Here is a 25,672-nt window from a genome sequence, read left to right as displayed (position 1 = left end):
ATCAATTCGAGAGGCGCGGCAGCACCAGATCCTTGAGATCGGTCAGCTTGCCATGAAAAAAGTGTCCGCATTCTGCCACTTTCAGAAGCTCATGGGGGCGTTTCAGGGCGGCGGACCAGTCGTAGACCGCTTGCGGGTCGACCACTTCGTCGGTTTCCGGCTGAATCAGGGTCAATGGGCAGCCTTGGGGCAGCACGTCGGTATCGCCCAGGCGCATCACGGCGGCGGCAACCATGAACAGGTGCGCAAGCTTTTCACCTTTGGCTTCCAAGCGGCCGCCGAGGCTGGCTGCTACGTAACCGCCGAAGGAGAAACCGAGCAAGGTGATCGGCAGGTCCGGGTGTTTTGCCCTTAGCCAGGTGGCAGCCGCTTCGGCATCGTCCACTTCGCCAGCGGCCATGTCGTGAGTACCGGCGCTGGCACCGACACCACGATAATTGAAACGTAAAGTAATCAAACCGGCATCACGGGCGGTGCGTTGCAAGGTCGATACGACTTTATTGAGCATGGTCCCGCCCTGCACCGGGTTAGGGTGGCAGATCAGCGCCAGGCCACGTGGCTCGGGGTGATCCAGGTACAGGGCTTCCAATTGGCCAACCGGGCCATCGATCAAAACGGGGGTTTCACGCATGAGCAAGGAATGAACTCCGTGACCTCTCAAAGGGTCGACTCGTCTAGCTAAAAGTCTGTGCATGGCATCATTGCGAGCTTAATCGCGGTATACAGCGCAGGTCCGAGCCGTTAACGTAAAGCAAAGCCGTTTATAGAGGAAGGACTCGTGGAACACTCGCTCTTAGTTTGGTTGTTGCCGACTCTCGCCTTGGTTGCCGGTGTCGCGATTGGATTCCTGGTTGCCCGCCTGCTGCCGAATGCCGCGCCTAACCGCACGCAGCGTCAGTTGGATGACATTCAGGAACGTTTTGACAGTTATCAGAACGAGGTTGTTACCCACTTCAACAGCACCGCGACCCTGGTCAAGAAGCTCACCCAGAGCTACCAGGAAGTACAGGATCACCTCGCCGATGGCGCCAACCGCCTGGCCCTCGACGACATCACCCGTCAGCGTCTGCTGGCTGCGCTGCATTCCGATGCGCCGCAAACTCCGCGGGAACGCCTTACCCCTCCGCGGGAAAACCAGGAGCCACCACGGGACTACGCGCCAAAAACGCCGAACGCCCCAGGCATGCTGGATGAGCATTACGGCTTGAAGAAGTAAGTCATCTTCAAGCACTGAAAAAGCCCGGCTGATCGATGATCAGCCGGGCTTTTTTGTGGGTACTCAGTGCATCAAACAACACCGGTCAAATGTGGGAGCTGGCTTGCCTGCGATAGCATCACCTCGGTCTGCCTGATACACCCAGGTGCCGGCATCGCAGCCTAGGTATCTACACATCTTTTTTTACGAATTTAGTTCTGTGGTGGTTGCGGGGGGCGCTGAGGGGCATATCCGTTATTTTTGTGATGGCTGATATGGGTTCCGCTCTTACAGCGGGTCACTTTTGAAAAGAGCCCAAAAGTAACCAAAAGGCTCTTGCCCCACCACTCGGCACCTCGCCTCCGGCTCGGTGTGCCCTCACGCAGGCTTTGGAGCGGGGGCCGCCGCGATGGGCCATCCTTGGCCCAGCGCGGCTAAACCGGCGTCCTGCCGGTTTACCCCCGCTCCAAAGCCTGCGTTCGGCCAGCGTGGTTGACGGGGCGCCTAAGATCAAAATCAAGATCAAGATCTACAGCACGGCGGCCTGGTAGCCGACCTGAGTGGTTAGATCAAAAGCGAAAGCGAGGCGGCCTGACAGCCGACCTGTTTACTGAAGCTGTTCTCGGTCTAATTGTGGGAGGGGCGGTGCGACGGTTCGACTTGCTCGCGAATGCGGTGTGTCAGTCAGTTTATTTGTAACTGACACACCGCATTCGCGAGCAAGCCCGCTCCCACATTTAGATCTCATTACATTCAAGGTAGATGTGTGTACTCGGTCAAATGTGTGTGACCTTAAGCCGGTTGCTGTTCCTGCAACCGCCCACTCTCAATCCGCACATGCCGCCCATGGAAGCGCTTGAGGCTGCTGCGATGGCCGACGCTGACGATGCTCAACCCCGGCAACTCATCGATCAACGCTTGGTACAACGTTGCCTCATCCTCTTCGTCCATCGCCGAGGTTGCCTCGTCCATGTACAGCCATTGCGGTGCGTACAGCAACGCGCGGGCGAACGCCAGGCGCTGTTGCTCGCCTGGCGAGAGCATGCGCTGCCAGTGGTTGGCTTCGTCCAGGCGCGCCACCAGATGCGGCAAGCGGCAGGTTTCCAAGACCTGTGCATAACGTTCGGTCGGGTAGACGCTGTCGTCCTGTGGATAACTCAACACCGCCTTCAACGTACCAATCGGCAGGTAAGGCTTTTGCGGCAGAAACAGGTAACGCGCAGCCGGCAGCCGAATGCTGCCGTGACCCGCCGGCCACAAGTGCCCCATCGCCCGCAGCAGCGTACTTTTACCGCTGCCGGAGCGTCCGCTGAGCATCACCCGTTGGCCCGGTTCTACGATCATGTCGGCATCGGTGAGCAACTGACGGCCGTCGGCCAGGTCCATGCCCAAGTTTGTCACCACCAAGCGCTCGCCTTCCGGGCGCACATCGATGGCCGGAGCTCGCTGCTCGTTTTCGCTCATGGCCTGATGGAAACTCAGCAGACGATCACTGGTGGCACGCCAGCTGGCCAGGTCGGAGTAGGCGGTGATAAACCAACTGAAGTTGCCCTGCACGTTGCCGAACGCCGAGTTGATTTGCATCAGCTCGCCCAGCTCGATCTTGCCGGAGAAGTAGCGTGGGGCCGCCACGATAAACGCAAAGACCATCGCAATCTGCTCGTAGCCGGCGGTGAAGAACGTCAGGCGCTTGGACACTCGCATAATGTCCCAGTAGTTGTGCCAGACCCTACCGAACCGCGCGCTCAAACGCTGATTTTCGTTTGACTCGCCGTTATACAGGGCGATGCTCTCGGCATTCTCTCGCACCCGAATCATCGAGAAACGCAGGTCCGCCTCAAAACGTTGTTGTTGGTTGCTCAAGCCAATCAAGCGACGGCCGATCAGGTGCGTCAGCCAACTGCCGATGGCGGCGTACAGCAGCGCACACCAGAACATGTAGCCGGGAATGGAAATGCCGAAGACTTCGATACTGCCCGACACGCCCCACAGGATGATGGAGAACGACACCAGGCTGACCACGTTACGTAGCAGCCCCAGGCTGAGGCTCAAGGTGTTCGAGGTGAAGTTATTGAGGTCTTCGGAAATCCGCTGGTCCGGGTTATCGGTGTAGCCGCCCTGCTCCAGCTGGTAGTAATTCTTGTTGCTGAGCCAGCGCGCAAAATACTTTTCGGTGAGCCAGGCCCGCCAGCGAATGGTCAGCATCTGCGTCAGGTACAGGCGATAGACCGCACCGACGATGGCCACGGCGGCGAGCACGCAGAAGTAACCGATCAGTTGCCAGAAGGCCGCCGTGTCCTTCGTCTCAAGGGCGTTGTAGAAGTCTTTGTACCAATGGTTGATCCAAACGGAAAAAGCCACGCTGAACAGCGACAAACCAATCACTGCGGCCAGCAACAACCAGGCCTTGCCCTTCTCTTCACTGCGCCAATAGGGCGCGATCAGCGCCCAGGTGCGACGCAAGAATTGCCCATGCACCGCGTCGTTGACCGCGCAATACTCAGCGTTCTGATTCATCGTTCAGGCTCGGTAGGGAAAGGATGACAGGCGTTGGAGCCGATCATAGACGATCGGTTCAGGGCTCCGTGCGGCCTGAAGCAGATTGTTCAGACTTCGTTCAGCGCACGGCAGGACGTTTTGGTTATTTAGCAGCGCCAGCCAAGGAAGCCCAATCCTACATAAAAGGGCGAACAGGGAAGCCATCAACGGAACCTTACTTACTAAGCCGCCACACAAGACTCACCTGGCCTTGTAAGTTTCCGAGATTTCCTAATGCAAATTGGCAGCTCACCCTCGCACCCTTTCTCTACGCCGACTGAGTCAAAGCGGCCTTCCGAGAGCAACGCCCCTCAGAAACCAGACACAAAGCCGCGCCATAAGCGCTCAGTCGACCTCAGTCGCGCAAACGCTGTCAGTGATAGTCCGGATGCTAATAAGGCTATCGAGCACGTTCGCAAAGCACCGGCGCCCGTCGAGTTGGGCTCCAATCCAACTATCGACTCCGTCATAGCGGAGATTGCCAGCGCGTTCAAAACAGCCACACAAGATGCCTCGATTTTTCTGAAGGAAAAATTCGCCGAAATGGCAAAGAAGGCAACGACCCCTGTCGATAAGGAAAAATGGGCTATAGATCCCGATAACACTTACCTCGTCACGTTCGATTACAACACTACAGGCGAAAGGCCTTACCCGGCAAAAATCATCCAACACCTCTCATTAACCCAGGCGCTCATAACCAACGCACAAGACACACCCAAGGGCGAAGGTTTCCCGGTGAGCTTCTACAAGGGTGGGCCAGAGGTCATCATTAAACCTTGTATAAATACGTACTCACCGGGAATTTTCGACTTTGCAAGTCGCTTTAATCCTTACAGGGAAAAGGCTAACAACACGCATACCTATCAGGGCATTTACGAAGAATTCCCTGAAGCAGACGCAGCCGTGCAGGTTTACAACGGAACATTCCAGAGCCCAATCACACCCGAAGAATTCAAGAGACTGGCGTGGGCATCAGACTATCAAAAGCCTTACAAGAAATTCCTGGATGAATTCTGGAGTAGCCATCAAGAAAACTACCCCACAATGGCCAAAGCCTCTTTGGTCAAATCAGCCATTGCCCAGCATCAAGAGGGCAGCCTGACGCTAGAAGGCCGCAAGCTGGTCATGCGGGCGGCGGGTTTGTCAGACCATCAAGCGTCATGGCCTGACATAGAGCTTAAAGATCTACGCAAGAATCCGCGGAACGACCCTACCCTTGAAATAGGGTTGTTAACACTCGGCAACTTTAAATCCACCGACCTTGTTTACATAACAGACACTCAGGTCAAATTTGATGCCGACGGCATAAAAATACCCCCGCTGACCCTGCTTTATATAACGGGAAACTCCTCCCCCATTCACAGTTTCAGCAGCCTGGTAGAAATGAAGGCATGGCTCGCCAAGCAAATGGTTGACCCTATCAAAAGTGACGCCTTGGCTTCGCACTGTGCCTTGAGAGACAAACCCAATGGCCTCGCATACGCAGGCATCGATGAGACACTGGCCGGGCTCGCTGCCTGGCCTGAAAAACGCGAAACGCCAGGCGGGTTATTTTCCTATGACCATCGCGCTTTCAGCGGCTTCTGGGACCCGCAAAAACTCATCACGACACACCCTGAAAAACTGCCGTTCGCTGAAATCGCAAAACGCCAGAAATGTCGTTCATATGCGGATGCCGATGTCAGCATAACCAGTGACAGAGACGTCACTAAAAAACACATCCTCTCGGGCTTGGAAAAGGCGGCAAAAGCGGCCATGTTTCTGAGCCCGCTGGCGTTGGTGATACCTGAGGTGGGGCTGGCACTGGATGCTTTCTTTCTGGCCAATGCGGCAACCACTACGGGTATAGGCATTGACGACAAAGTACATGGCAAACCCAAAGCCACTGAGCACATTGTATTCGGCGTTCTCAATGCTGCACTCGTGACGGTCCCGCGTATCCTAAGCGTTGTGAAAAGCGAGGAAGGCGTCGTTAACGAGGTCGAATCTTCTGCGTTAACAACAGGCGGCAAAAGTGACAAAGTAACACTCAAGACCCCCTATAAAGTTTCACTTAATAAGACCGCCGCAAAGAGCATCTCCCATAAACAGCTGAAAAAGAATTGGGTGTCTCTACACAAGGCTCCGGGCAATCAAGGCCTGAACTGTTACGAGGCGTCTATACGTGTGGGGCAGGCTGAGAAAACCCTTTCGCCTGACGTTTTCGACGCGGTCATTAGCGCCACAAACCGTCAGGGCGGTACAAACTATTCAGAGGCTTATTTGGCGTTGATGGGCATTAATCCCAACAGCCTCAAAAAGGTGTTCAATACCGCTGACATTCCAGAGTCAGGGTTTCTAAATTTCAAGCATGCCCATGAGGGCGGCGAGTTTGCCCACACCGTCTACATTCAAAAAGCCGACAACAATGAGTTGTACCTCTACAACACCAACAGCCCCGACCTGGACTTGGCGATGATCAGAAATGGCCATCCGCTGGAAGTGAACGCAGGGATGACCGTCTACCACCTTGGTAAAGGCAAAGAAAAAGGCCTTCAAGATTTCCTCGATGGGCTTGACGGAAAAAGCGGTTGGCAATTTGCCTACACTCCGGCCAGTACACTCAACGCCCATGTGAAAAACTTAAAACATTGACCCGTTAAGATTGGCGCAATCCAAGCGTTCAGCGCCTATCGTTCACACGGCTTGACCCGAGTACGCAGCTATAAGGCATCTTAGTTGAGCAGGCTAAATACCTCCCGACGTGGGCTGCCACGCCGGAGTATTACTTCTGTTCAGGATGCATCAACGGTTGCACCCGCGCGCTCAGCGCCGTACCGGGCGCTTCTGCAGCTTGCGTTGCAAGGTGCGGCGGTGCATGCCCAAGGCGCGGGCAGTGGCGGAGATATTACCTTCGTGCTCGGTCAGCACGCGCTGGATGTGTTCCCACTGCAGGCGGTCCACCGACATCGGGTTTTCCGGCACCAGGGTGTCGAGGTCGGCGTGCTCGGAGAGCAAGGCGGCCAGCACGTCGTCGGCGTCCGCCGGCTTGCACAGATAGTTGCAGGCGCCACGCTTGATGGCCTCGACGGCGGTGGCGATGCTGGAGTAACCGGTGAGGATCACCACGCGCATTTCCGGGTCGAGTTCCAGCAGCTTGGGCAGCAGCACCAGGCCGGAGTCACCGTCCATTTTCAGGTCGAGCGCGGCGTAGTCCGGCAAATCGGCCTGGGCGATGGTCAGGCCTTCTTCGGCCGAGCCTGCGGTGCTCACGCGAAAGCCGCGGCGGCTCATGGCGCGCGCCATCACGCGGGTAAAGGTGGCGTCGTCATCTACCAGCAACAGGTGCGGCAGTTCTTCGCCTTCGACTTGGATCTCGTCACTCATCGATATCTCCTCGTGCGACACGGGGCAGGCGCAGCTCGGTGAGCGTGCCGCCTTCCTCATGACTATAGAGCTTCACTGAGCCGCCCGCGCGGGTCACGCTGGCCTTGCTCAAAAACAGGCCGAGGCCGAAGCCTTTGCCCTTGGTGGTAAAGAAGGGTTTGCCGATTTGCTCGGCAATGGCCAGCGGCACGCCCGCGCCGTGGTCACGAATGCTGATGGTGACGTCTTCCGCATCCCAGTCCAGCTGCACGCCCAGGCCTTCAGGGCAGGCGTCGGCGGCGTTGTTCAGCAGGTTGAGCAAGGCTTGGGTCAGGTCTGGCGGCGGCGCCATGCGCGGCACACTGCCCTGGCCCAGCAGGTTGAAGCGGTAACTGGCTTCGGGGCGCATCAGATGCCAGCGGTTCAGGGCTTCGTCGAGCCACTGGGTCACGTCCTGCATCTCGACTGCCAGGCGGCGATTGGCCTCGGCGGCACGCACCAGTTGCTGCAAGGTCTGCTTGCACTGCTTGACCTGTTCCTGCAACACACTCAAGTCATCTTGCAGGGCCGGGTCGTGATGGTCCTGGACCATTTCATTGAGCAGTACGCTCATGGTCGCCAGCGGCGTACCCAGTTCATGGGCGGCGCCGGCAGCCTGAGTGGCGACGGCCAGCAATTGCTGGTCGCGCAGGCCCTCTTCGCGGCGAATGGCGCGCAATTCTTCCTGGCGACGCAGCTCTTCGGCCATGCGCGCCGCGAAGAAGGTAATCACTGCGGCAGACAAGGCGAAACTCAGCCACATCCCGTAGATCTGCAGATTTTCCCGAGCGATGGGGAACGTCTGCAACGGGTAAAACTGTGCCAGCAACAAGGTGTACAGAGTCAACGCAATACCCGAAAGCGCCACCGAGTAGCGCCATGGCAACGTGACCGCCGCGATGGTCAGTGGCACCAGGTAATACGAAACAAAAGGGTTGGTGGAACCACCGGAGAAATACAGCAACACACTGTGGATAAACAGGTCGCAGGCCAGTTGCAGGGCGTATTCCAACTCGGTCACAGGCCACGTGGTACGCAGCCGAATGGCCGTGAACACACACAGTACGATGGAGAAACAGAGGGTCACGGCCAGTTGCAGCCAAGGCAACGGCAGCAGGTCGAACCAATACGCGAGCCCGACGGAGCCGGCCTGTGCGGCCAGTACCAGGGTGCGGATAAACGTCAGGCGCCAGAGGTTCTGGCGTGTGGCGGAAGTCAGTTTTACGGCGGCGAGCATGAGCTCTCCCGGTGAGCGCTGCAGGCGGATCGGCAGGAGTATAAACGAAGCCGACCCGCTGACACGGCGCGTGTGGCTCTTTGCCGCAGGCCGAGCAAATGACCGTTCGTCGGCGCCCCGCCGACTTGTAGCGAATGTGTAAACCCGAAGAACCCGATAGCACCGTCTACAGTCATACCGAACACGAACATCCCAAGGAGCTTCCATGTCTCGTTTCACTCGCAATGCAGCTGTTATCACCCTCGGCATCGCCACACTTGCCAGCCTCCCCGCGTTGGCAGCCGAAGGGTTGAACTACAACCAGATTTCCCTGCGTGCCGAAGTCAGCCAGGAAGTGGCTCGCGACAAGATGATCGTCACCCTCTACACCGAGGCGCAAAATACCGACCCGGCCAAGCTCGCCGCCGAAATCACCACCACCCTGAACAAGGCCTTGGGCGAAGCGCGCGAAGTCAAAGGCGTGACCCTGCGCCAAGGCAGCCGTAACAGCTACCCGATCTACGACAACAAGAACCAGAAGATCACCGGCTGGCGTGAGCGCGCTGAACTGCGCCTGGAAAGCGCGGACTTCCCGGCGCTGTCCAAGCTCACCGGCGAACTGCTCAATACCCTGAAAATGGAAAACATGGACTTCGCCATCGCCGACAACACGCGCAAGGCCAGCGAAGATGCCTTGCTCAAAGATGCGGTCGCCGCGTTCAAGGCTCGCGCCCAACTGGCCACCGACGCACTGGGCGGCAAGGGCTACAAGATCGTCAACCTGAACTTCAACACCAATGGCTACCCGATGCCTTATGCCCGCAACGGCGGGATGATGATGAAAGCGGCCATGGCGGATTCGGCGCCGACGCCGGAAGTGGAAGCTGGCACCAGCCAGGTCAACATGAGCGCTGACGGGGTCATTGAAGTACTGCAATAAGCCCGTCCGGAACGAAAAAACGGCGCAACCTGTAGGTTTGCGCCGTTTTTTTTGGAGATTCCGCCACCTACGTATGTAGTACTCAGCGACAAATCACCACGGAATCAAACACTCGGTTCTCACAACTCACTGTTGCCACTGCCACCACGGAGGGACACGCAGGCAATCACTTCTTGAGAACCGAAATCATGACCTTAACGCTCAACCCAAGACTCTCTGTGCGCATGCCCCAAGACACCGGCCTTCCTGCCGATTCTGTCTCCCCACCCCAACTGTCAGCGACAAAAGCGCCTCAACCACCAGCCGGTGAAATGGCTCGACCTCAAGAAACAGAGTTGCTCAAGTCTTACCTGTTAGCGGTACAAAGCATCGTGCTGGGCGTGACCCCCAAGCTGGTAGACGTTCCAGCTGAGAGCACATTAGGCCAGTGGCTTGCACTGTATCGGGCCCAACTGGAGCATCCAGTTGTTCAAGGCTGGATGCGTGAACAGAAAATCGACCTCGACAGCCTGCTCTCGATCAACCCCTCTACAGGTACATTAAGGGCCACGGTGAGAGGCGAAGAGAAAACCTTCAGTCTCACGGACACCACGGGATGGGGACAAATTTCAGGGCCACTGTTGGCGGCAGCCAAAGTCATCGCACCTGGAAACAGTGGCGTACTGCAAGTGGGCTTGCGTGATGGCTACGTACAAGTCACCGCAAAGGTAGTGGCAAACTTCACAGGTATACCACTCCCTGCCACCCTCGCTGAGGGTCGAGCACAAATCAGGCAGATGGAACATAAAGTTGCCTTCGACCCCATCTCCCCCGATGACCGCCTACGGCCTGCCAGCAGTCGTTCGGCCGATGCCCTGCAAGTGCATAAAGAGAGCGCTGTCACGTATTACAGTGCCGCCCCCCAAACACTGGCTTATAAACACCTGGCCGTTGAGGTTGCCAACAACCTGCCTAACACGCGGGCAGAAGCCAAGAAGTGGGCCGAAGCGCTGATTTTTAAATTGACCGGCAAAGTCGTCGACGCTGACACGATTTATTTGAACCGTTTCCATAGTTACAACACCCCACCAACCGGTGATCCGACACCCATTACTGGCTGGGAGCACCCCGGTGAAGAGCCGTATTCTTCACTACGCCTACCGGATGCCCTGCTGAAAAACTTCTCCGAACACGATGGGATCCCGGGCACCCTGGATGCACAAGCCGGGTTGTATACCGTAGGCGCAGGTGAAAGCACAAAGAGCGGGTACGGCGCCCATAACGAATTCCCTCTCGAACCGTCCAGGCTCATGCACGCAAGCTGGAAGACTGACTTTCAAGCCCAGATGACCCAGAAGATCGACAATTTCTGGAACACTCATGCGGGTAACTACGAGACCGCAATCAAAGGCGAGTTCGTCTACCAAGCCCGCAAGCAATTAAAAATGGCTGAAGCCCGATCACCGGCCGAGCGCGCGCTGCAGGCACCCGAGGAGCGCTTCACCCGCGAAGATTACGAACGGGTGATGGGGGCAGCGTCCAACCTCCCGCTCGATGAAAATACGCCGCTCACCGTCGAACAACTCAAGAACAGGGCGCAGGTGAAAGGCAACGTTCAAGTGAACGCCCTTAACATCCACGGCTATACCTCCAGCGACATCATGCGATTCAGTGCTGGCGACCATGGGTGGCAGGCCCTTTACTTCCCTGGAGCCACACCCGCTTTTCTCAGGTTTGACTCTCTTGAGAAACTCGATCAATGGGTTGTCAACCAAACCAAAGATCCAAAAAAACGAGCCACATTGATGGCGCGTTTTCCATTGATGTATCACCAGGACCAAACCGCCAACTTTTTTTCACGCCTGGAAAAAGTAATTATCCCGGTGTTGTGGTTCACACACGTTGGGGAAAAGAAGGACGGCCTGAACACCCTCTTCGACAAGATGGCCACAGGTAAATTGAAAGACCCTGTGGTCAATGACAAACACTCGAAAATTGAAGGGGATGTGTTTCAACAACTAGCATCGGCCAGTAAAGCGCGGATGGACAGTGATGCCGACGTTGTTATCAAGTCCAAATCCGAGGTCATTCGGGATACTTGGCTGAACGACATCACCGTAGCGGCCGGGTTGCTAGCCAAGCTTGCGCCCATCGCTGCGCCGGTTGCCGCCGCCGCAATAATCACTGGGGTAACTGAACTGGTGCTGGGAGCGGAAAAAACATCGTCCGGCGACACTGAGGCGGAACGCAACGACGGTGCTTCCAAGGCATTCGACGGTTTGCTGAATACGCTGTTCTCGGTCGGGGCCAGTACGGTCCCTGAAGACCCTTTTGCACGCCCTCCAGAAGTGGGATTACCCGCCATGGAGTTGCCTGCGGCGCCCAAACCAACTGAAATAGAGGAAGCAAAACCTGGCCCTTCCTCCGGTAAACCTTCCGTATTCAACGAACCTGTACCACTGCCCCTGCCTAGATCCCAGTCACTCATCCCCCTGGCGCAACATGCCGTACCCAACGGTGAGGCGTTGATAAAAAATGCCACCCGTGACGCGCTGGGGGTGTACCGAATGACCGACGCCACTGGGGCGTTCCGCCAATTCGTGCGCCTTACCGATGAAACCGGGACAAGCCAAGTGTTTGAGATATCCGGTCGCTACCGATCAGGCGATACCTTTGCCAAAATCATTAACCGCGAGGGTGCAGGACTGGTGGTAGTCACACCCGGTCGCGAGGGTGAATGGGCGCGTGCGCCGGGAGATGGCGGCGTTCGACTTTGGCCATGGCAGCGCTCAGCCTCGCCAACGCCCAGTGAACAACTTAAACCGGAGTTCTCTGACCTGTTCGCCGAGGTGGATGAGCAAGCGATAAAGCAGGCGGGGGTATTCGACGAATTGCTTAAGGTTGATGAGGCAAAACCCTACACGGTGTCCACAAGCGGCTACGAAGAAAATGGCGTCCTGAAAAGAAAGCTGAATATTTCCTGGACCGCACAAAAAGAGAAGTTTGAAGTGTTGGAATCGGAGAAGGCGAGACCGATACCCGACAGCACCAGTCTCTATTCGAATAATTTCTTTCTTGATCTCAATCGCGCCGACTATGCGGTGACTCGCTATACGGAAAACGGAGAGATTCATTTTAAGCTCGACGCCGGCGGGGACTCCACCGACAGCATCCGACACAACAGGCTTCAACAGTTCGAGAAAGCGATTCCTGATGCAGACCTGCGCGCGCGTATTTCCGAGGTCGCCCATCAAGGTTCGTCCGCCCCGGCCAACATTGATTTGCTGAACAACGTGAAAGAAGGCTACAGCCCAAAAGTCAATAACATCGCCTATTTTATTGACTATGACCCGGTCAAAAACGAGGCCCAAGTCAAAGTCGTCGCCAAGTGGCACCTGAATGACTTACGGGGCAAGAACATGAAATTTATTCCGGATATGGAAATGACCAGCTCCCGCCACTTCAAAATCAGCCTGGGTAACGAAGTGTCGGACAACCCTTACATCATCGAAGAGGTGGCACCTACTCTGTTGACTGCCTCGGTGCCAGAAGCCCCAGGCCAATAAATCCAAACGCGTGTATCTACCTGGATAAGCAGAACGGCGGTAACCTCGGTGACCGCCGTTTTCTTTTGGGTCGCTTATAGAGCGGCCATTTCAGGGGCATCCATGGAAAGAATCACCTTAAAACCGCTGCTCTTTGCTGCAAGCCTGCTGGCATGCATGCCGATGGCTCAGGCGGCCAGCACCCTGGTCTACTGCTCCGAAGCCAGCCCCGCCGGCTTCGACCCCAGCCAGTACACCAGCGGCACCGACTTCGATGCCTCCGCCGAAACCGTGTTCAACCGCCTGACCCAGTTCAAGCGTGGCGGCACCGAAGTCGAACCCGGCCTGGCGACCCGCTGGGATGTATCCAAAGACGGCCTGACCTACACTTTCCATCTGCGCGATGGCGTCAAGTTCCACACTACCGACTACTTCACCCCTACCCGCGACTTCAACGCGGATGACGTGTTGTTCACTTTCAACCGCCTGCTGGATGCCGACAGCCCCTTTCGCAAGGCTTACCCGTCCGAGTCGCCGTACTTCACCGACATGGGCTTGAACACCACGATCAAAAACGTCGAAAAACTCGACGATCAAACCGTGCGCTTCAACCTGAACAACGTCGATGCCTCGTTCGTGCAGAACCTGGCAATGAGTTTTGCCTCGGTGCAATCGGCCGAATACGCCGCCCAGCTCTTAAAAGAAGGCAAGGCCGAAGAGATCAACCAAAAGCCCGTGGGCACCGGGCCATTTGTGTTCAAGCGCTACCAGAAAGACTCGCAGATTCGCTATGTCGCCAATAAACAGTATTGGAAACCCGAGGATGTGAAGCTCGACAACCTGGTGTTCGCCATCACCCCGGACGCCGCTTCGCGCTTGCAGAAACTCAAGGCCGGCGAGTGCCAGGTCAGCGGTTACCCGCGCCCGGCCGACATCGAGGTGATGAAACAGGACCCGAACCTGCGGGTGCTGCAACAAGCCGGCTTCAACCTGGGCTTTCTTGCCTACAACGTGACCCACCCGCCGCTGGACCAGCTCAAGGTGCGCCAGGCCTTGGACATGGCGATCGATAAGCCGGCGATTATCAAGGCCGTCTACCAAAGCGCCGGGCAATTGGCGCGGAACGCACTGCCACCGGCGCAGTGGTCTTATGACCCCACCATCAAGGACGCGCCGTACGACCCGACCAAGGCGCGGGCGCTACTAAAAGAAGCAGGGGTTGCACCAGGCACAACCATCAACTTGTGGGCGATGACCGTGCAGCGCGCATCCAATCCCAACGCGCGGATGTCGGCGCAAATGATCCAACAGGATTGGGAGAAAGTCGGTATCAACGCCAACATCGTCAGCTATGAGTGGGGCGAATACATCAAGCGCGCCAAAAATGGCGAGCACGACGCGATGATTTATGGCTGGACCGGCGACAATGGCGACCCGGATAACTGGCTCGGCGTGCTCTACAGTTGTGCCGCAGTCAAAGGCAGTAACTACGCCAAATGGTGTAACCCGGCCTACGACAAACTCGTACAACAGGCGAAGGTCAACAGCGACCGTGAGCAGCGCATCAAGTGGTATCAACAGGCACAGAAAATCCTTAAGGAACAAGTACCTATAACACCTATTGCGAACTCGACGGTTTTCCAGCCACTTCGAAAGGAAGTGCAGGACTTCAAGATCAGTCCTTTTGGCCTGACGCCCTTTTATGGTGTCAGTCTAGATAAGTAACAGCCGCGCCCCAACCGAGTGCGCCAGACGGCTCGGCTGGGCGCTTTTGGTGCGCGCAATGCACCGAAAAAACCCTCTATATATATGCATTTATGTACAAACTTTCATAAATGCGACATTCCTGTACGTTCGTACCACAGTTTGGCCCTCACGACGGTTCAGCATCTTGCAATGGGTATGGCCCCTGCATAAGTATCCGCAGGCCGACTCACGAGGTCGCCCTCACCACCAAAAATGACAACAAATCATGAGGCCAACATGCTTAAACACGCAGTCATTCCGCTTTTAGTTAGTGCTGGCCTTATGGCCGCAGCCCCTTTCGCCCAAGCGGCGACTAACCTGGTGTTCTGCTCCGAAGGGAGCCCGGCCGGTTTTGACCCAGGCCAGTACACCACCGGAACAGACTTCGATGCTTCGGCCGAAACCATGTTCAACCGTCTGACCCAGTTCGAACGCGGCGGCACCGCTGTGGTTCCTGGGTTGGCCACCACTTGGGACGTGTCCCCGGATGGCCTGACGTACACCTTCCACTTGCGTGATGGTGTGAAATTCCACACCACCTCGTACTTCAAGCCGACCCGTACCTTCAATGCCGATGACGTGCTGTTCACGTTCAACCGCATGATCAACAAGGACGATCCGTTCCGCAAAGCCTACCCAACCGAGTTCCCGTACTTCACGGACATGGGGATGGACACCAACATCAAGAACATCGAGAAAGTCGATGACCACACCGTCAAGTTCACCCTTGGCACCGTGGACGCTGCTTTCATCCAGAACCTGGCGATGAGCTTCGCTTCGATCCAGTCGGCTGAATACGCCGCCCAACTGTTGAAAGAAGGCAAGGCCCAGGACATCAACCAGAAGCCAATCGGCACTGGCCCGTTCGTGTTCAAGAGCTACCAGAAAGACTCCAACATCCGTTACACCGGCAACAAGGATTACTGGAAGCCTGAGGACGTGAAGATCGACAACCTGATCTTCGCCATCACCACCGACCCGTCGGTGCGTATCCAGAAGCTGAAGAAAAACGAATGCCAGGTGACCCTGTTCCCACGTCCAGCCGACCTCAAGGCGCTGGGTGAAGACAAGGACCTGAAACTGCCGCACCAAGCCGGTTTCAACCTGGGCTACATCGCTTACAACGTGATGCCGGTACTCAAAGGCCAGACCGCGCCTAACCCGCTGTCGGACATCCGGGTGCGTGAAGCCCTGGACATGTCGGTGAACAAGCAGCAAATCATCGACTCCGTGTACCAAGGTGCCGGCCAACTGGCCGTCAACGCCATGCCGCCGACCCAGTGGTCCTACGACACCACCATCAAGGATGCCCCGCACGACGTGACCAAAGCCAAGGCTTTGCTCAAGGAAGCAGGCGTCAAGGAAGGCACCGAAATCACCCTGTGGGCGATGCCGGTTCAGCGTCCGTACAACCCGAACGCCAAGCTGATGGCTGAGATGCTGCAGAACGACTGGAAACAGATCGGCCTGAAGGTCAACATCGTCAGCTACGAGTGGGGCGAGTACATCAAGCGTTCCAAAGGTGGCGAGAACCAGGCCATGATCATTGGCTGGAGCGGCGACAATGGTGACCCGGACAACTGGCTGAACGTGCTGTTCGGCTGCGACTCGCTGGCCGGTAACAACTTCTCCAAATGGTGTGACAAAAAATTCGATGGCATCGTGAAAGAAGCCAAGGCCACATCGGATGTCGCCAAACGCACCGAGCTGTACAAGCAGGCGCAACATATCCTCAAAGATGCAGTCCCGATGACACCTATCGCGCACTCGACGGTGTATCAACCCATGCGCAATACCGTGCAGGACTTCAAGATCAGCCCATTTGGCTTGAACTCCTTCTACGGCGTGAGCGTAAGCGGCAAGTAAGGATTAATAACGGCGACGTCTCATAACGTCGCCGTTATTGCATCCGCCTAGACCGTAGGAAACAGGCCACGACCGCACTCATTGTGTCTTACGGCAATGAGCCGCGACGTATAGCTACGTTACCTACAAGGTCAATCCGTTTTGGCGCATTTACTGCAAAGTCAGCGACCCATAACGTCGTAGGACAGCACAAGCACCAATCACGGAAAGGCACTTGCTGTGTGTGGGATCAGTGATGTCTCCCAGGCGAAAGCCTGGGTGATTGCTCACTGATGACAACTACAAACAAGGATCGGGATCGTCATGCGCCATACCACCGTTCTATCCGCAATTTTTGGCACCAGCCTGCTGGCTGTGGCCACGATGGGCCAAGCCGCCGAGAAAAAGAGCCTGGTGTTCTGCTCTGAAGGCAGCCCGGCAGGGTTTGACACCGCGCAATACACCGCCGCCACCGACAACGATGCGGCCGAGCCGCTGTACAACCGCCTGGTTGAGTTCGAAAAGGGCGCGACCAATGTGGTGCCTGGGCTGGCAACCAAGTGGGATATTTCCGAAGACGGCCTGACCTACACCTTTCATCTGCGTGAAGGGGTGAAATTCCACAGCAACAAGGAGTTCAAGCCGACCCGCGACTTCAACGCCGACGACGTGCTGTTCACCTTCAACCGCATGCTTGACCCCGACCATCCGTTTCGCAAGGCCTACCCCACCGAGTTTCCGTACTTCAACGGGATGAGCCTGAACAAGAATATTGCCAAGGTCGAGAAAACCGACCCGCACACCGTGGTGATGACCCTGAACACGGTCGACGCCGCGTTCGTACAAAACATCGCCATGAGCTTTGCCTCGATTCTGTCGGCCGAGTACGCCGAGCAGCTGCTTAAAGAAGGCAAGCCCAGCGACATCAACCAGAAGCCGATCGGCACTGGCCCGTTTGTATTCCAGCGCTACCAGAAAGACTCGCAGATCCGGTATGTGGGCAACAAACAGTACTGGGACCCGAGCCGGGTCAAGCTCGATCAACTGATCTTCGCCATCAACACCGACGCGTCGGTGCGGGTGCAAAAACTCAAGGCCGGCGAGTGCCAAGTGACCTTGCACCCGCGCCCCGCCGACGTCGACGCCCTCAAGGCCGACCCGAACCTGCAATTGCTCACCAAGCCAGGCTTCAACCTCGGCTACATCGCCTACAACGTGCGCCACAAACCCTTCGACCAGCTCCAAGTGCGCCAAGCACTGGACATGGCGGTGAACAAGCAAAGCATTCTGAATGCCGTGTACCAGGGCGCTGGCCAGCTGGCGGTCAACGCCATGCCGCCGACCCAGTGGTCCTACGACGACACCATCAAGGACGCCGCCTACAACCCGGAAAAAGCCAAGGCACTGCTCAAGGCTGCCGGCGTAAAGGAAGGCACCGAAATCACCCTGTGGGCGATGCCGGTGCAACGGCCGTACAACCCCAACGCCAAGCTGATGGCCGAGATGCTGCAAAGCGATTGGGCCAAGATCGGCCTCAAGGTCAAGATCGTCAGCTACGAATGGGGCGAATACATCAAGCGCACCAAGAATGGTGAGCACGATATCAGCCTGATCGGCTGGACCGGCGACAACGGTGACCCGGACAACTGGTTGGGCACTCTGTATAGCTGCGACGCCATCGGCGGGAACAACTACTCCATGTGGTGTGACCCGGCGTACGACAAGCTGATCAAGCAAGCCAAGGTCGTCACCGACCGCGAACAAAGGACTGTTCTGTACAAACAGGCGCAGCAACTGCTTAAAACACAGGTGCCGATCACGCCAGTCGCCCACTCAACGGTCAACCAACCGTTAAGCGCCAAAGTCGAAGGTTTCAAAGTCAGCCCCTTCGGCCGCAACGTGTTCTCGGGCGTCAGTATCACCCCATAAAAAAATAACCGGATTGCAGGGAGCGAAGTTGGCTTCCTAGCAAACGTGCAGCCTTTTGTTGGGAAATTTCCTACGGCAAACGTTTGCAAAGGCTTGAACGAGTTACACACCCAATAGCCGGTTCACCTAAAAAGACCGGCATTAAAAAGAGAACCAAAGGAGCTCCACCCATGAAACTGAGCAGCAAAGCGCTTCTGGCCCTGGCCATCAGCAGCATCACGGCGACCGCATTCGCTGATACCCAAAGCCAGGACTTCGTTCCAACGACCTTGGCCGGCACCAGCGCCCAAAGCGAGGCTAAAGGCTTTATCGACGGTCAAAGCCTGGGCGGTACTACCCGTAACTGGTTCTCCAGCGAGCGTAAATTCCGTGGCCAGCGCTTCTCGTATCAGAAGCACGGCGTGACAGAAACCGACGCAAACCGCACGAACTGGCTGCAAGGCACCATCCTCAACTACTCCTCGGGCTTCACCCAAGGCACTGTGGGCGTGTCGACCGAAGTGGCGGCTTACAACGTTGTGGCCCTGGACCGCAGCAAGCGTGACATCAAGGGCGGTTCCAACCGTACCCTGGCTGACTCCGACGGCGATGCCGTAGGCCAGTGGAGCAAACTGGGCCTGGCCAACGTCAAGTTCCGTGTTTCCAACACCACCTTGACCGCCGGTCGCCAAAACTTCAGCAGCGGCATCGTCGACACCATCGGCAACCGTGCGCTGCCGTCGAGCTTTGAAGGTGTGTCGTTCGACAGCCAGGAATTCAGCAACCTGTCCTTCCAGGGCGGTATTTTTGATCGCGTATCGCCACGTACCGAGCAGAGCCTGTCGAAATTCCGTTCCGAATACGGCAATGGCAAGCAGGAAACCGACAAGGTCAGCACCGTTGGTTTTAACTACCAGCCGTTTAAAAGCCTGAAGACCAGCGTGTTCGCCGCTAACGTGGAAGACTTCTGGAACCAGTACTATGTCGGTGCTACCCACGAGTTGGGTGACAGCCAGACCCTGTCCCTGACCACCGGCCTGAACTACTACAAAACCGTCGACGAAGGCAAAAAGTTGATGGGCAAGATCGACAACGACACCTACTCGCTGTCGCTCGGCCTGACTCACCAAGCTCACAGCCTGACCTTCTCCTACCAGGCCGTTAACGGTGACGAGTACTTCGACTACCTGCACGAAACCAACGGCATCTACCTGGCCAACTCCCTGACTTCTGACTTTAACGGTCCGAACGAGAAGTCCTTCCAGGTCGCCTACGGCCTCAACATGGCCGAATACGGCGTGCCAGGCCTGAAGTTCAACATCTACTCGGCGCGCGGTTGGGGCATCGATGGTACTCACTACACCGGCGACGGCGGCGTGAAAGGCTTCGCTTACAACGGCATTCAGTCCCAGGACGGCGAGAAGCACCAGGAATACGGCGTGGGTAGTTCCTACGCTATCCAGAGCGGCCCTCTGAAAGCCACCACCATCCGTGGCACCTACGTCACTCACCGTGCCAGCGCCCAACAGGCTGACGGCAACATCCGTGAGTTCCGTCTGGTCACCACCATCCCGTTCAACATTCTTTAATTAGCGCCAGGTAAACAGCGGGCTCATCACGAGCCCGCTGTCTACGCTTGTCTGGTTCAATCGATTGCAGAGGGCTCTGAATGAAAATGCTCCCGCTACAAGCCGCCATTGCCGCTGCGCTGTTGAGCGTCGCGATCGGCGTTTCGGCCAAACCGCTGGTGGTCTGCACCGAAGCCAGCCCGGAGGGTTTCGACCCGGTCTTGTACACCACAGCCGTCACCGCTGACGCCGCCGCCGAAACCATCTTCAACCGCCTGGTGGACTTCAAGCCCGGGACCACCGACGTGGTGCCTGCACTGGCCAAAGCCCTGCCGGAAATCAGCGCCGATGGCCTGACCTACACGTTCCACCTGCGTGACGACATCAAGTTCCACACCACCGACTACTTCAAACCCACGCGCAACATGAACGCCGACGACGTGCTTTGGAGCTTCCAGCGCCAGCTGGACCCGAACCACCCTTGGCACAACAAGTCCGCCGTGGGCTACCCATACTTTGAAAGCATGGGCTTCAAGGAACTGCTCAAGAGCGTCACGAAGACCGACGACCATACTGTTGTCTTCACCCTGACCCGGCCTGAAGCACCGTTCCTGGCCGACCTGGCCATGGCGTTTTCCTCGATCCACTCCGCCGAATACGCCGACCAGTTGCTCAAGTCCGGAAAGACCGATGACCTGAACGCCAAGCCGATCGGCACCGGGCCATTCATCTTCACCCGCTACGCCAAAGACGCCCAAGTGCGCTTCAAGGCCAACCCGGAGTACTTCCGTGGCAAGCCGCCAGCCGACCCGCTGATCCTGGCGATTACCACTGACAACAACGTGCGCCTGCAAAAGCTCAAGGCCAACGAGTGCCAGATCGCGCTGTATCCCAAGCCCGATGACGTGCCAAGCATGAAGGCCGACCCGAACCTGAAGGTTGCGGAACTGGCGGCGATGACCACCGCTTACACTGCGATGAACACCACGCACAAGTACATGAGCGACGCTCGCGTGCGTCACGCGATCAACATCGCGTTCGACAAAAAAGGCTACAACGAATCCCTGTACGGCAAAGGCAACGCCATCGATGCCACCGGCCCGTATCCGCCAACACTGTTGGGTTTCAGCGACAAGCTGAAGAACCCGCCACGTGACCTGGATAAAGCTCGCGCCCTGCTCAAGGAAGCCGGCGTACCGGAAGGCACCGAGATCACCTTGTTCACCCGTAACGGTGGCGGCCCGACCAACCCGAACCCAATGCTCGGCGCCCAGCGCATGCAGGCGGATTTGGCGCAGATTGGCCTGAAGGTCAATATCAAAGTTATGGAATGGGGCGAGATGCTCAAGCGTGCTAAAAACGGCGAGCACGACATGGTGTCTGCTGGCTGGGCAGGCGATAACGGCGACCCGGATAACTTCCTCACCCCAAACCTGAGTTGCGATGCAGCGAAAAACGGCGAAAACTACGCCCGCTGGTGTAACAAAGAGTTTCAAGACTTGATCGATAAGGCACGCGCCATCGAGGAACCCTCGAAACGGGCCGCACTCTACGAACAAGCCATGGACGTTTTCGAGAAGGACCAACCCTGGATTCCCATGGCTTACCCGAAAATGTTCACCGCCATGCGCAAAAACGTCGAAGGCTTTACCCAAAGCCCTCTGACTACCAATAACTTCGCCACCACCCAGGTGAAGTAATAAGAGAAGACGCTCGGCACCGTCGACATTGACGGTGCCGAACCTGCCTAACCGGCTGATTGAGGTACACAACAAGATGTTTAGTTTTATTGCCCGCCGATTGGGGTTATTAATCCCCACGTTTTTCGGCATCACGTTGCTGACGTTTGCGTTGATTCGCATGATCCCAGGCGACCCCGTCGAAGTCATGATGGGCGAACGACGAGTCGACCCCGAGATGCACGCACAGGCAATGGAACGCCTTGGCCTTAACAAGCCGTTGTACGCGCAATACCTGGACTACGTAGGCAAGCTCGCCCATGGCGACCTCGGCGAATCCCTGCGCACGCGCACCAGCGTGTGGACCGAATTCACCGCCCTCTTCCCCGCGACCCTGGAACTGTCCATGGCCGCCCTGTTGTTCGCCGGTATCCTGGGCCTGTTGGCCGGGGTGATCGCGGCCTTGAAACGAGGATCCCTGTTCGACCATGGGGTGATGGGCATCTCCCTTGCGGGATATTCGATGCCGATCTTCTGGTGGGGCCTGATCCTGATCATGTTCTTCTCGGTGAGCCTGGGCTGGACCCCGGTTTCCGGGCGTATCGACCTGCTTTACGACATCGAGCCGCGCACCGGCTTCATGCTGATCGACACCCTGCTGGCCGACGAGCCGGACGCCTTCTGGGATGCCTTGCACCACCTGATCCTGCCGGCCATCGTGCTGGGCACCATCCCGCTGGCGGTGATTGCGCGGATGACCCGTTCGTCGATGCTCGAAGTACTGCGTGAAGACTATATCCGCACCGCCAAGGCCAAAGGCCTGTCGCCGGCGCGCGTGGTATTCGTGCACGGCCTGCGTAACGCGCTGATTCCGGTACTCACCGTGGTCGGCCTGCAAGTCGGCACCCTGCTGGCCGGTGCTGTCCTGACCGAAACCATCTTCTCGTGGCCCGGCATCGGCAAATGGCTGATCGAAGCCATTGGCGCGCGGGACTACCCGGTGGTGCAAAACGGCATCCTGCTGATCGCCTGCCTGGTGATCCTGGTGAATTTCGTGGTGGACATCCTCTACGGCTTCGCCAACCCACGCATCCGTCACCAGCGCTGAGATCATGACCATGACCACACCTACTCAAGTGTCAGCAGTCGATCAAAGCCTGCTGTACCCGTCCCCGTACAAAGAATTCTGGCAAGCCTTTTCCAAGAACAAAGGCGCGGTTGCCGGCCTGCTGTTCATGTTGCTGATCGTGTTTTGCGCGCTTTTTGCCCCGTGGGTTGCGCCGCATAACCCGAGCGAGCAATACCGCGACTTCCTGCTCACCCCTCCAGCCTGGCTGGAAGGCGGCCAGATGCAGTTCCTGCTCGGCACCGATGAACTGGGCCGTGACTTGCTCTCGCGCCTGATCCAGGGCTCGCGCCTGTCGCTGCTGATCGGCTTGTCGTCGGTGGTGATGTCGCTGATTCCGGGCATCCTGCTCGGTCTGTTCGCCGGGTTCTTCCCGCGCATGCTTGGCCCAACCATCATGCGCTTGATGGACATCATGCTGGCCCTGCCGTCGCTGCTGCTGGCTGTGGCCATTGTCGCGATCCTCGGCCCTGGCCTGATCAACACCGTGATCGCTATCGCCATCGTGTCCTTGCCGTCCTACGTCCGCTTGACCCGCGCTGCGGTGATGGGCGAACTGAACCGCGACTACGTGACGGCCGCCCGCCTCGCCGGCGCCGGCCTGCCCCGCCTGATGTTCATCACCGTGCTGCCCAACTGCATGGCGCCGTTGATTGTACAGGCTACGTTGAGCTTCTCTTCGGCGATTCTCGATGCCGCGGCCCTGGGTTTCCTTGGCCTTGGCGTACAACCGCCAACCCCTGAGTGGGGCACCATGCTGGCTTCGGCCCGTGACTACATCGAACGCGCCTGGTGGGTGGTGAGCTTGCCTGGTTTGACCATTTTGCTCAGCGTGCTGGCAATCAACTTGATGGGTGACGGCCTGCGCGACGCGCTGGACCCGAAACTCAAGAACGCCGCCTGAGGAGATTCCCATGTCACTGTTAGAAATCAAGAATCTCAACGTCCGCTTCGGCGACAAGACCGCCGTGCCGGTGGTCGATGGCCTCGACATTACCGTGGACAAAGGCGAAGTACTGGCAATCGTTGGCGAGTCGGGCTCGGGTAAATCCGTGACCATGATGGCGCTGATGGGCCTGATCGAGCACCCCGGCATCGTCACCGCCGACGCCCTGAACTTCGACGGCAAGGACATGCTCAAGCTGAGCAACCGCCAGCGCCGCCAGATCGTCGGCAAAGACCTGGCGATGGTGTTTCAGGACCCGATGACCGCGCTGAACCCCAGCTACACCGTGGGTTTCCAGATTGAAGAAGTGCTGCGCCTGCATTTGAAAATGTCCGGCAAGCAAGCGCGTAAACGCGCCATCGAACTGCTCGAAAAAGTTGAAATCCCAGGCGCCGCCAGCCGAATGGATGCCTACCCGCACCAACTGTCCGGCGGTATGAGCCAGCGTGTTGCAATCGCCATGGCAATTGCCGGCGAGCCGAAACTGCTGATCGCCGACGAACCGACCACGGCCTTGGACGTGACCATCCAGGCGCAGATCATGGAACTGCTGCTGGCCCTGCAGAAAGAGCAGAACATGGGCCTGGTGCTGATCACCCACGACTTGGCCGTCGTGGCCGAAACCGCCCAGCGCGTGTGTGTGATGTACGCAGGGCAAGCCGTGGAAGTCGGCCAGGTCCCGCAGTTGTTCGACATCCCGGCGCACCCGTACAGCGAAGCGCTGCTCAAGGCGATCCCGGAACACAGCCTGGGCGCCACGCGCCTGGCCACGCTGCCGGGTATCGTGCCCGGTCGTTATGACCGCCCGCAGGGTTGCCTGCTGTCGCCACGCTGCCCGTACGTGCAGGAATCCTGCCGTACCCAGCGCCCCGGCCTTGACCCAAAAAGCAACAGCCTCGCGCGCTGCTTCTACCCCTTGAACCAGGAGGTGGCGTAATGGCCGTCGTTCTTACCGCCCGCGACCTCACCCGTCACTACGAAGTGTCCCGTGGCCTGTTCAAGGGCCATGCGCTGGTACGCGCGCTTAATGGCGTGTCGTTTGAGCTGGAAGCCGGCAAGACCCTGGCGGTCGTTGGCGAATCCGGTTGCGGCAAATCCACCCTGGCCCGTGCGCTCACGCTGATTGAAGAGCCGTCTTCAGGCTCCTTGAAAATCGCCGGCCAAGAAGTGGCCGGCGCCGACAAGGCCCAACGCAAGCAATTGCGCAAAGACGTGCAGATGGTGTTCCAGAGCCCCTATGCCTCGTTGAACCCGCGCCAGAAGGTCGGTGACCAGCTCGGCGAGCCGCTGCTGATCAACACCAACCTGTCCGCCGCCGAGCGCCGCGAGAAAGTGCAGGCAATGATGAAGCAAGTGGGCCTGCGCCCTGAGCATTATCAGCGCTACCCGCACATGTTCTCCGGTGGCCAGCGCCAGCGCATCGCGCTGGCCCGCGCGATGATGCTGCAACCCAAAGTGCTGGTGGCGGATGAGCCGACCTCGGCACTCGACGTGTCGATCCAGGCCCAGGTGCTCAACCTGTTCATGGATTTGCAGCAGGAATTCAACACCGCCTACGTGTTCATTTCCCACAACCTGGCGGTGGTACAACACGTCGCCGATGACGTGATGGTGATGTACCTCGGCCGCCCGGTGGAAGTCGGCCCCAAGGACGACATCTACGCACGCCCTCTGCACCCGTACACCCAGGCGCTGCTGTCGGCCACCCCGACCATCCACCCGGACCCGAACAAACCGAAGATCAAAATCGTCGGCGAACTGCCCAACCCGCTGAACCCGCCGCCTGGCTGTGCGTTCCACAAGCGCTGCCCCTATGCAACAGCACGGTGCAGCACAGAAGAGCCGCTGCTGCGGCCGCTGGATAACCGTCAGGTGGCTTGCCACTACGCGGAGCAGTTTGTGGCCTGACCGGTAAAAAATGCCCTGGGACACACCCAGCGCATGACCCGTGTTCTACAGCCCTTCCCATCAGGTTGCGCATCAGCCTGGCGGGAGGGGCTTTCTTTTTGGGGCGCTCACCCGCAGTTTTCTATTAATAACACCCGTTAAGTATTCGA

17 protein-coding genes are annotated in these 25,672 nt (G+C 57.7%); 13 read left to right on the top strand and 4 right to left on the bottom strand.

The window, feature by feature from the left end; genetic code table 11:
- Position 1 precedes the first annotated feature (1 nt).
- A complete protein-coding gene (locus ACA065_RS04375) occupies positions 2-631 on the bottom strand; it encodes an alpha/beta hydrolase (protein ID WP_497693466.1) in 630 nt (209 codons plus the stop codon).
- A gap of 147 nt (positions 632-778) precedes the next feature.
- Here ACA065_RS04375 and ACA065_RS04370 point away from each other — a divergent pair, with 147 nt between their 5' ends.
- Positions 779-1,216: a Z-ring associated ZapG family protein gene (locus tag ACA065_RS04370; RefSeq protein WP_003171734.1), complete on the top strand. Its 438-nt coding sequence runs from the start codon at positions 779-781 to the stop codon at positions 1,214-1,216.
- Positions 1,217-1,987: 771 nt separating this feature from the next.
- Here the strand turns inward: ACA065_RS04370 and ACA065_RS04365 are convergent.
- Entirely contained in the window at positions 1,988-3,712 is a 1,725-nt protein-coding gene (locus ACA065_RS04365; RefSeq protein WP_497693465.1) for an ABC transporter ATP-binding protein/permease, read from the bottom strand.
- Between the two features lie 255 nt (positions 3,713-3,967).
- Between ACA065_RS04365 and ACA065_RS04360 the strand changes: the two genes are divergently transcribed.
- Positions 3,968-6,367 (top strand): dermonecrotic toxin domain-containing protein, encoded by a 2,400-nt coding sequence (locus ACA065_RS04360; RefSeq protein ID WP_497693464.1) that lies wholly within the window; start codon positions 3,968-3,970, stop codon positions 6,365-6,367.
- Positions 6,368-6,538: 171 nt separating this feature from the next.
- Here the strand turns inward: ACA065_RS04360 and ACA065_RS04355 are convergent, their stop codons facing one another.
- Both ACA065_RS04355 and ACA065_RS04350 read right to left on the bottom strand, forming a co-directional pair.
- Positions 6,539-7,099, bottom strand: coding sequence for a response regulator transcription factor (locus tag ACA065_RS04355; protein ID WP_003171731.1), 561 nt, complete (start codon positions 7,097-7,099; stop codon positions 6,539-6,541).
- Complete coding sequence (locus ACA065_RS04350; RefSeq protein ID WP_497693463.1) at positions 7,092-8,354, bottom strand: ATP-binding protein; 1,263 nt, start codon at positions 8,352-8,354, stop codon at positions 7,092-7,094. The genes ACA065_RS04355 and ACA065_RS04350 overlap by 8 nt, the downstream gene beginning before the upstream one ends.
- Before the next feature lie 205 nt (positions 8,355-8,559).
- Between ACA065_RS04350 and ACA065_RS04345 the strand changes: the two genes are divergently transcribed.
- The 11 genes from ACA065_RS04345 (at position 8,560) to ACA065_RS04295 (ending at position 25,523) form a co-directional block, all read left to right on the top strand.
- Positions 8,560-9,273 (top strand): SIMPL domain-containing protein, encoded by a 714-nt coding sequence (locus ACA065_RS04345; RefSeq protein WP_497693462.1) that lies wholly within the window; start codon positions 8,560-8,562, stop codon positions 9,271-9,273.
- Positions 9,274-9,608: 335 nt separating this feature from the next.
- Positions 9,609-12,818, top strand: coding sequence for a dermonecrotic toxin domain-containing protein (locus tag ACA065_RS04340; protein ID WP_497693461.1), 3,210 nt, complete (start codon positions 9,609-9,611; stop codon positions 12,816-12,818).
- A gap of 102 nt (positions 12,819-12,920) precedes the next feature.
- On the top strand, positions 12,921-14,522 hold the full coding sequence (locus ACA065_RS04335) for an ABC transporter substrate-binding protein (protein ID WP_497693460.1): 1,602 nt from the start codon (positions 12,921-12,923) through the stop codon (positions 14,520-14,522).
- A gap of 258 nt (positions 14,523-14,780) precedes the next feature.
- Positions 14,781-16,409 carry an ABC transporter substrate-binding protein gene (locus ACA065_RS04330; RefSeq protein ID WP_497693459.1) on the top strand — a complete coding sequence of 543 codons (1,629 nt, stop codon included), beginning with the start codon at positions 14,781-14,783 and terminating at the stop codon, positions 16,407-16,409.
- Positions 16,410-16,772: 363 nt separating this feature from the next.
- Positions 16,773-18,317: an ABC transporter substrate-binding protein gene (locus tag ACA065_RS04325; RefSeq protein ID WP_497695297.1), complete on the top strand. Its 1,545-nt coding sequence runs from the start codon at positions 16,773-16,775 to the stop codon at positions 18,315-18,317.
- Positions 18,318-18,487: 170 nt separating this feature from the next.
- The gene (locus tag ACA065_RS04320; RefSeq protein ID WP_497693458.1) at positions 18,488-19,885 is read left to right on the top strand and encodes an OprD family outer membrane porin; all 1,398 of its coding nucleotides are present in this window, start codon (positions 18,488-18,490) and stop codon (positions 19,883-19,885) included.
- Positions 19,886-19,965: 80 nt separating this feature from the next.
- On the top strand, positions 19,966-21,564 hold the full coding sequence (locus tag ACA065_RS04315; protein WP_497693457.1) for an ABC transporter substrate-binding protein: 1,599 nt from the start codon (positions 19,966-19,968) through the stop codon (positions 21,562-21,564).
- A 76-nt stretch (positions 21,565-21,640) separates the two neighbouring features.
- A complete protein-coding gene (locus ACA065_RS04310) occupies positions 21,641-22,651 on the top strand; it encodes an ABC transporter permease subunit (protein ID WP_003215992.1) in 1,011 nt (336 codons plus the stop codon).
- Positions 22,652-22,661: 10 nt separating this feature from the next.
- Positions 22,662-23,573: an ABC transporter permease subunit gene (locus ACA065_RS04305; protein WP_064450679.1), complete on the top strand. Its 912-nt coding sequence runs from the start codon at positions 22,662-22,664 to the stop codon at positions 23,571-23,573.
- Between the two features lie 10 nt (positions 23,574-23,583).
- Positions 23,584-24,552 (top strand): ABC transporter ATP-binding protein, encoded by a 969-nt coding sequence (locus tag ACA065_RS04300; RefSeq protein WP_012722187.1) that lies wholly within the window; start codon positions 23,584-23,586, stop codon positions 24,550-24,552.
- On the top strand, positions 24,552-25,523 hold the full coding sequence (locus tag ACA065_RS04295; protein WP_497693456.1) for a peptide ABC transporter ATP-binding protein: 972 nt from the start codon (positions 24,552-24,554) through the stop codon (positions 25,521-25,523). The genes ACA065_RS04300 and ACA065_RS04295 overlap by 1 nt, the downstream gene beginning before the upstream one ends.
- Positions 25,524-25,672: the final 149 nt, after the last annotated feature.

The sequence above is a fragment of the Pseudomonas sp. LBUM1640 genome (assembly GCF_059716225.1).
Note: the sequence above shows the minus strand (reverse complement) of the source record. Positions and strands in the feature narration are given on the sequence as shown.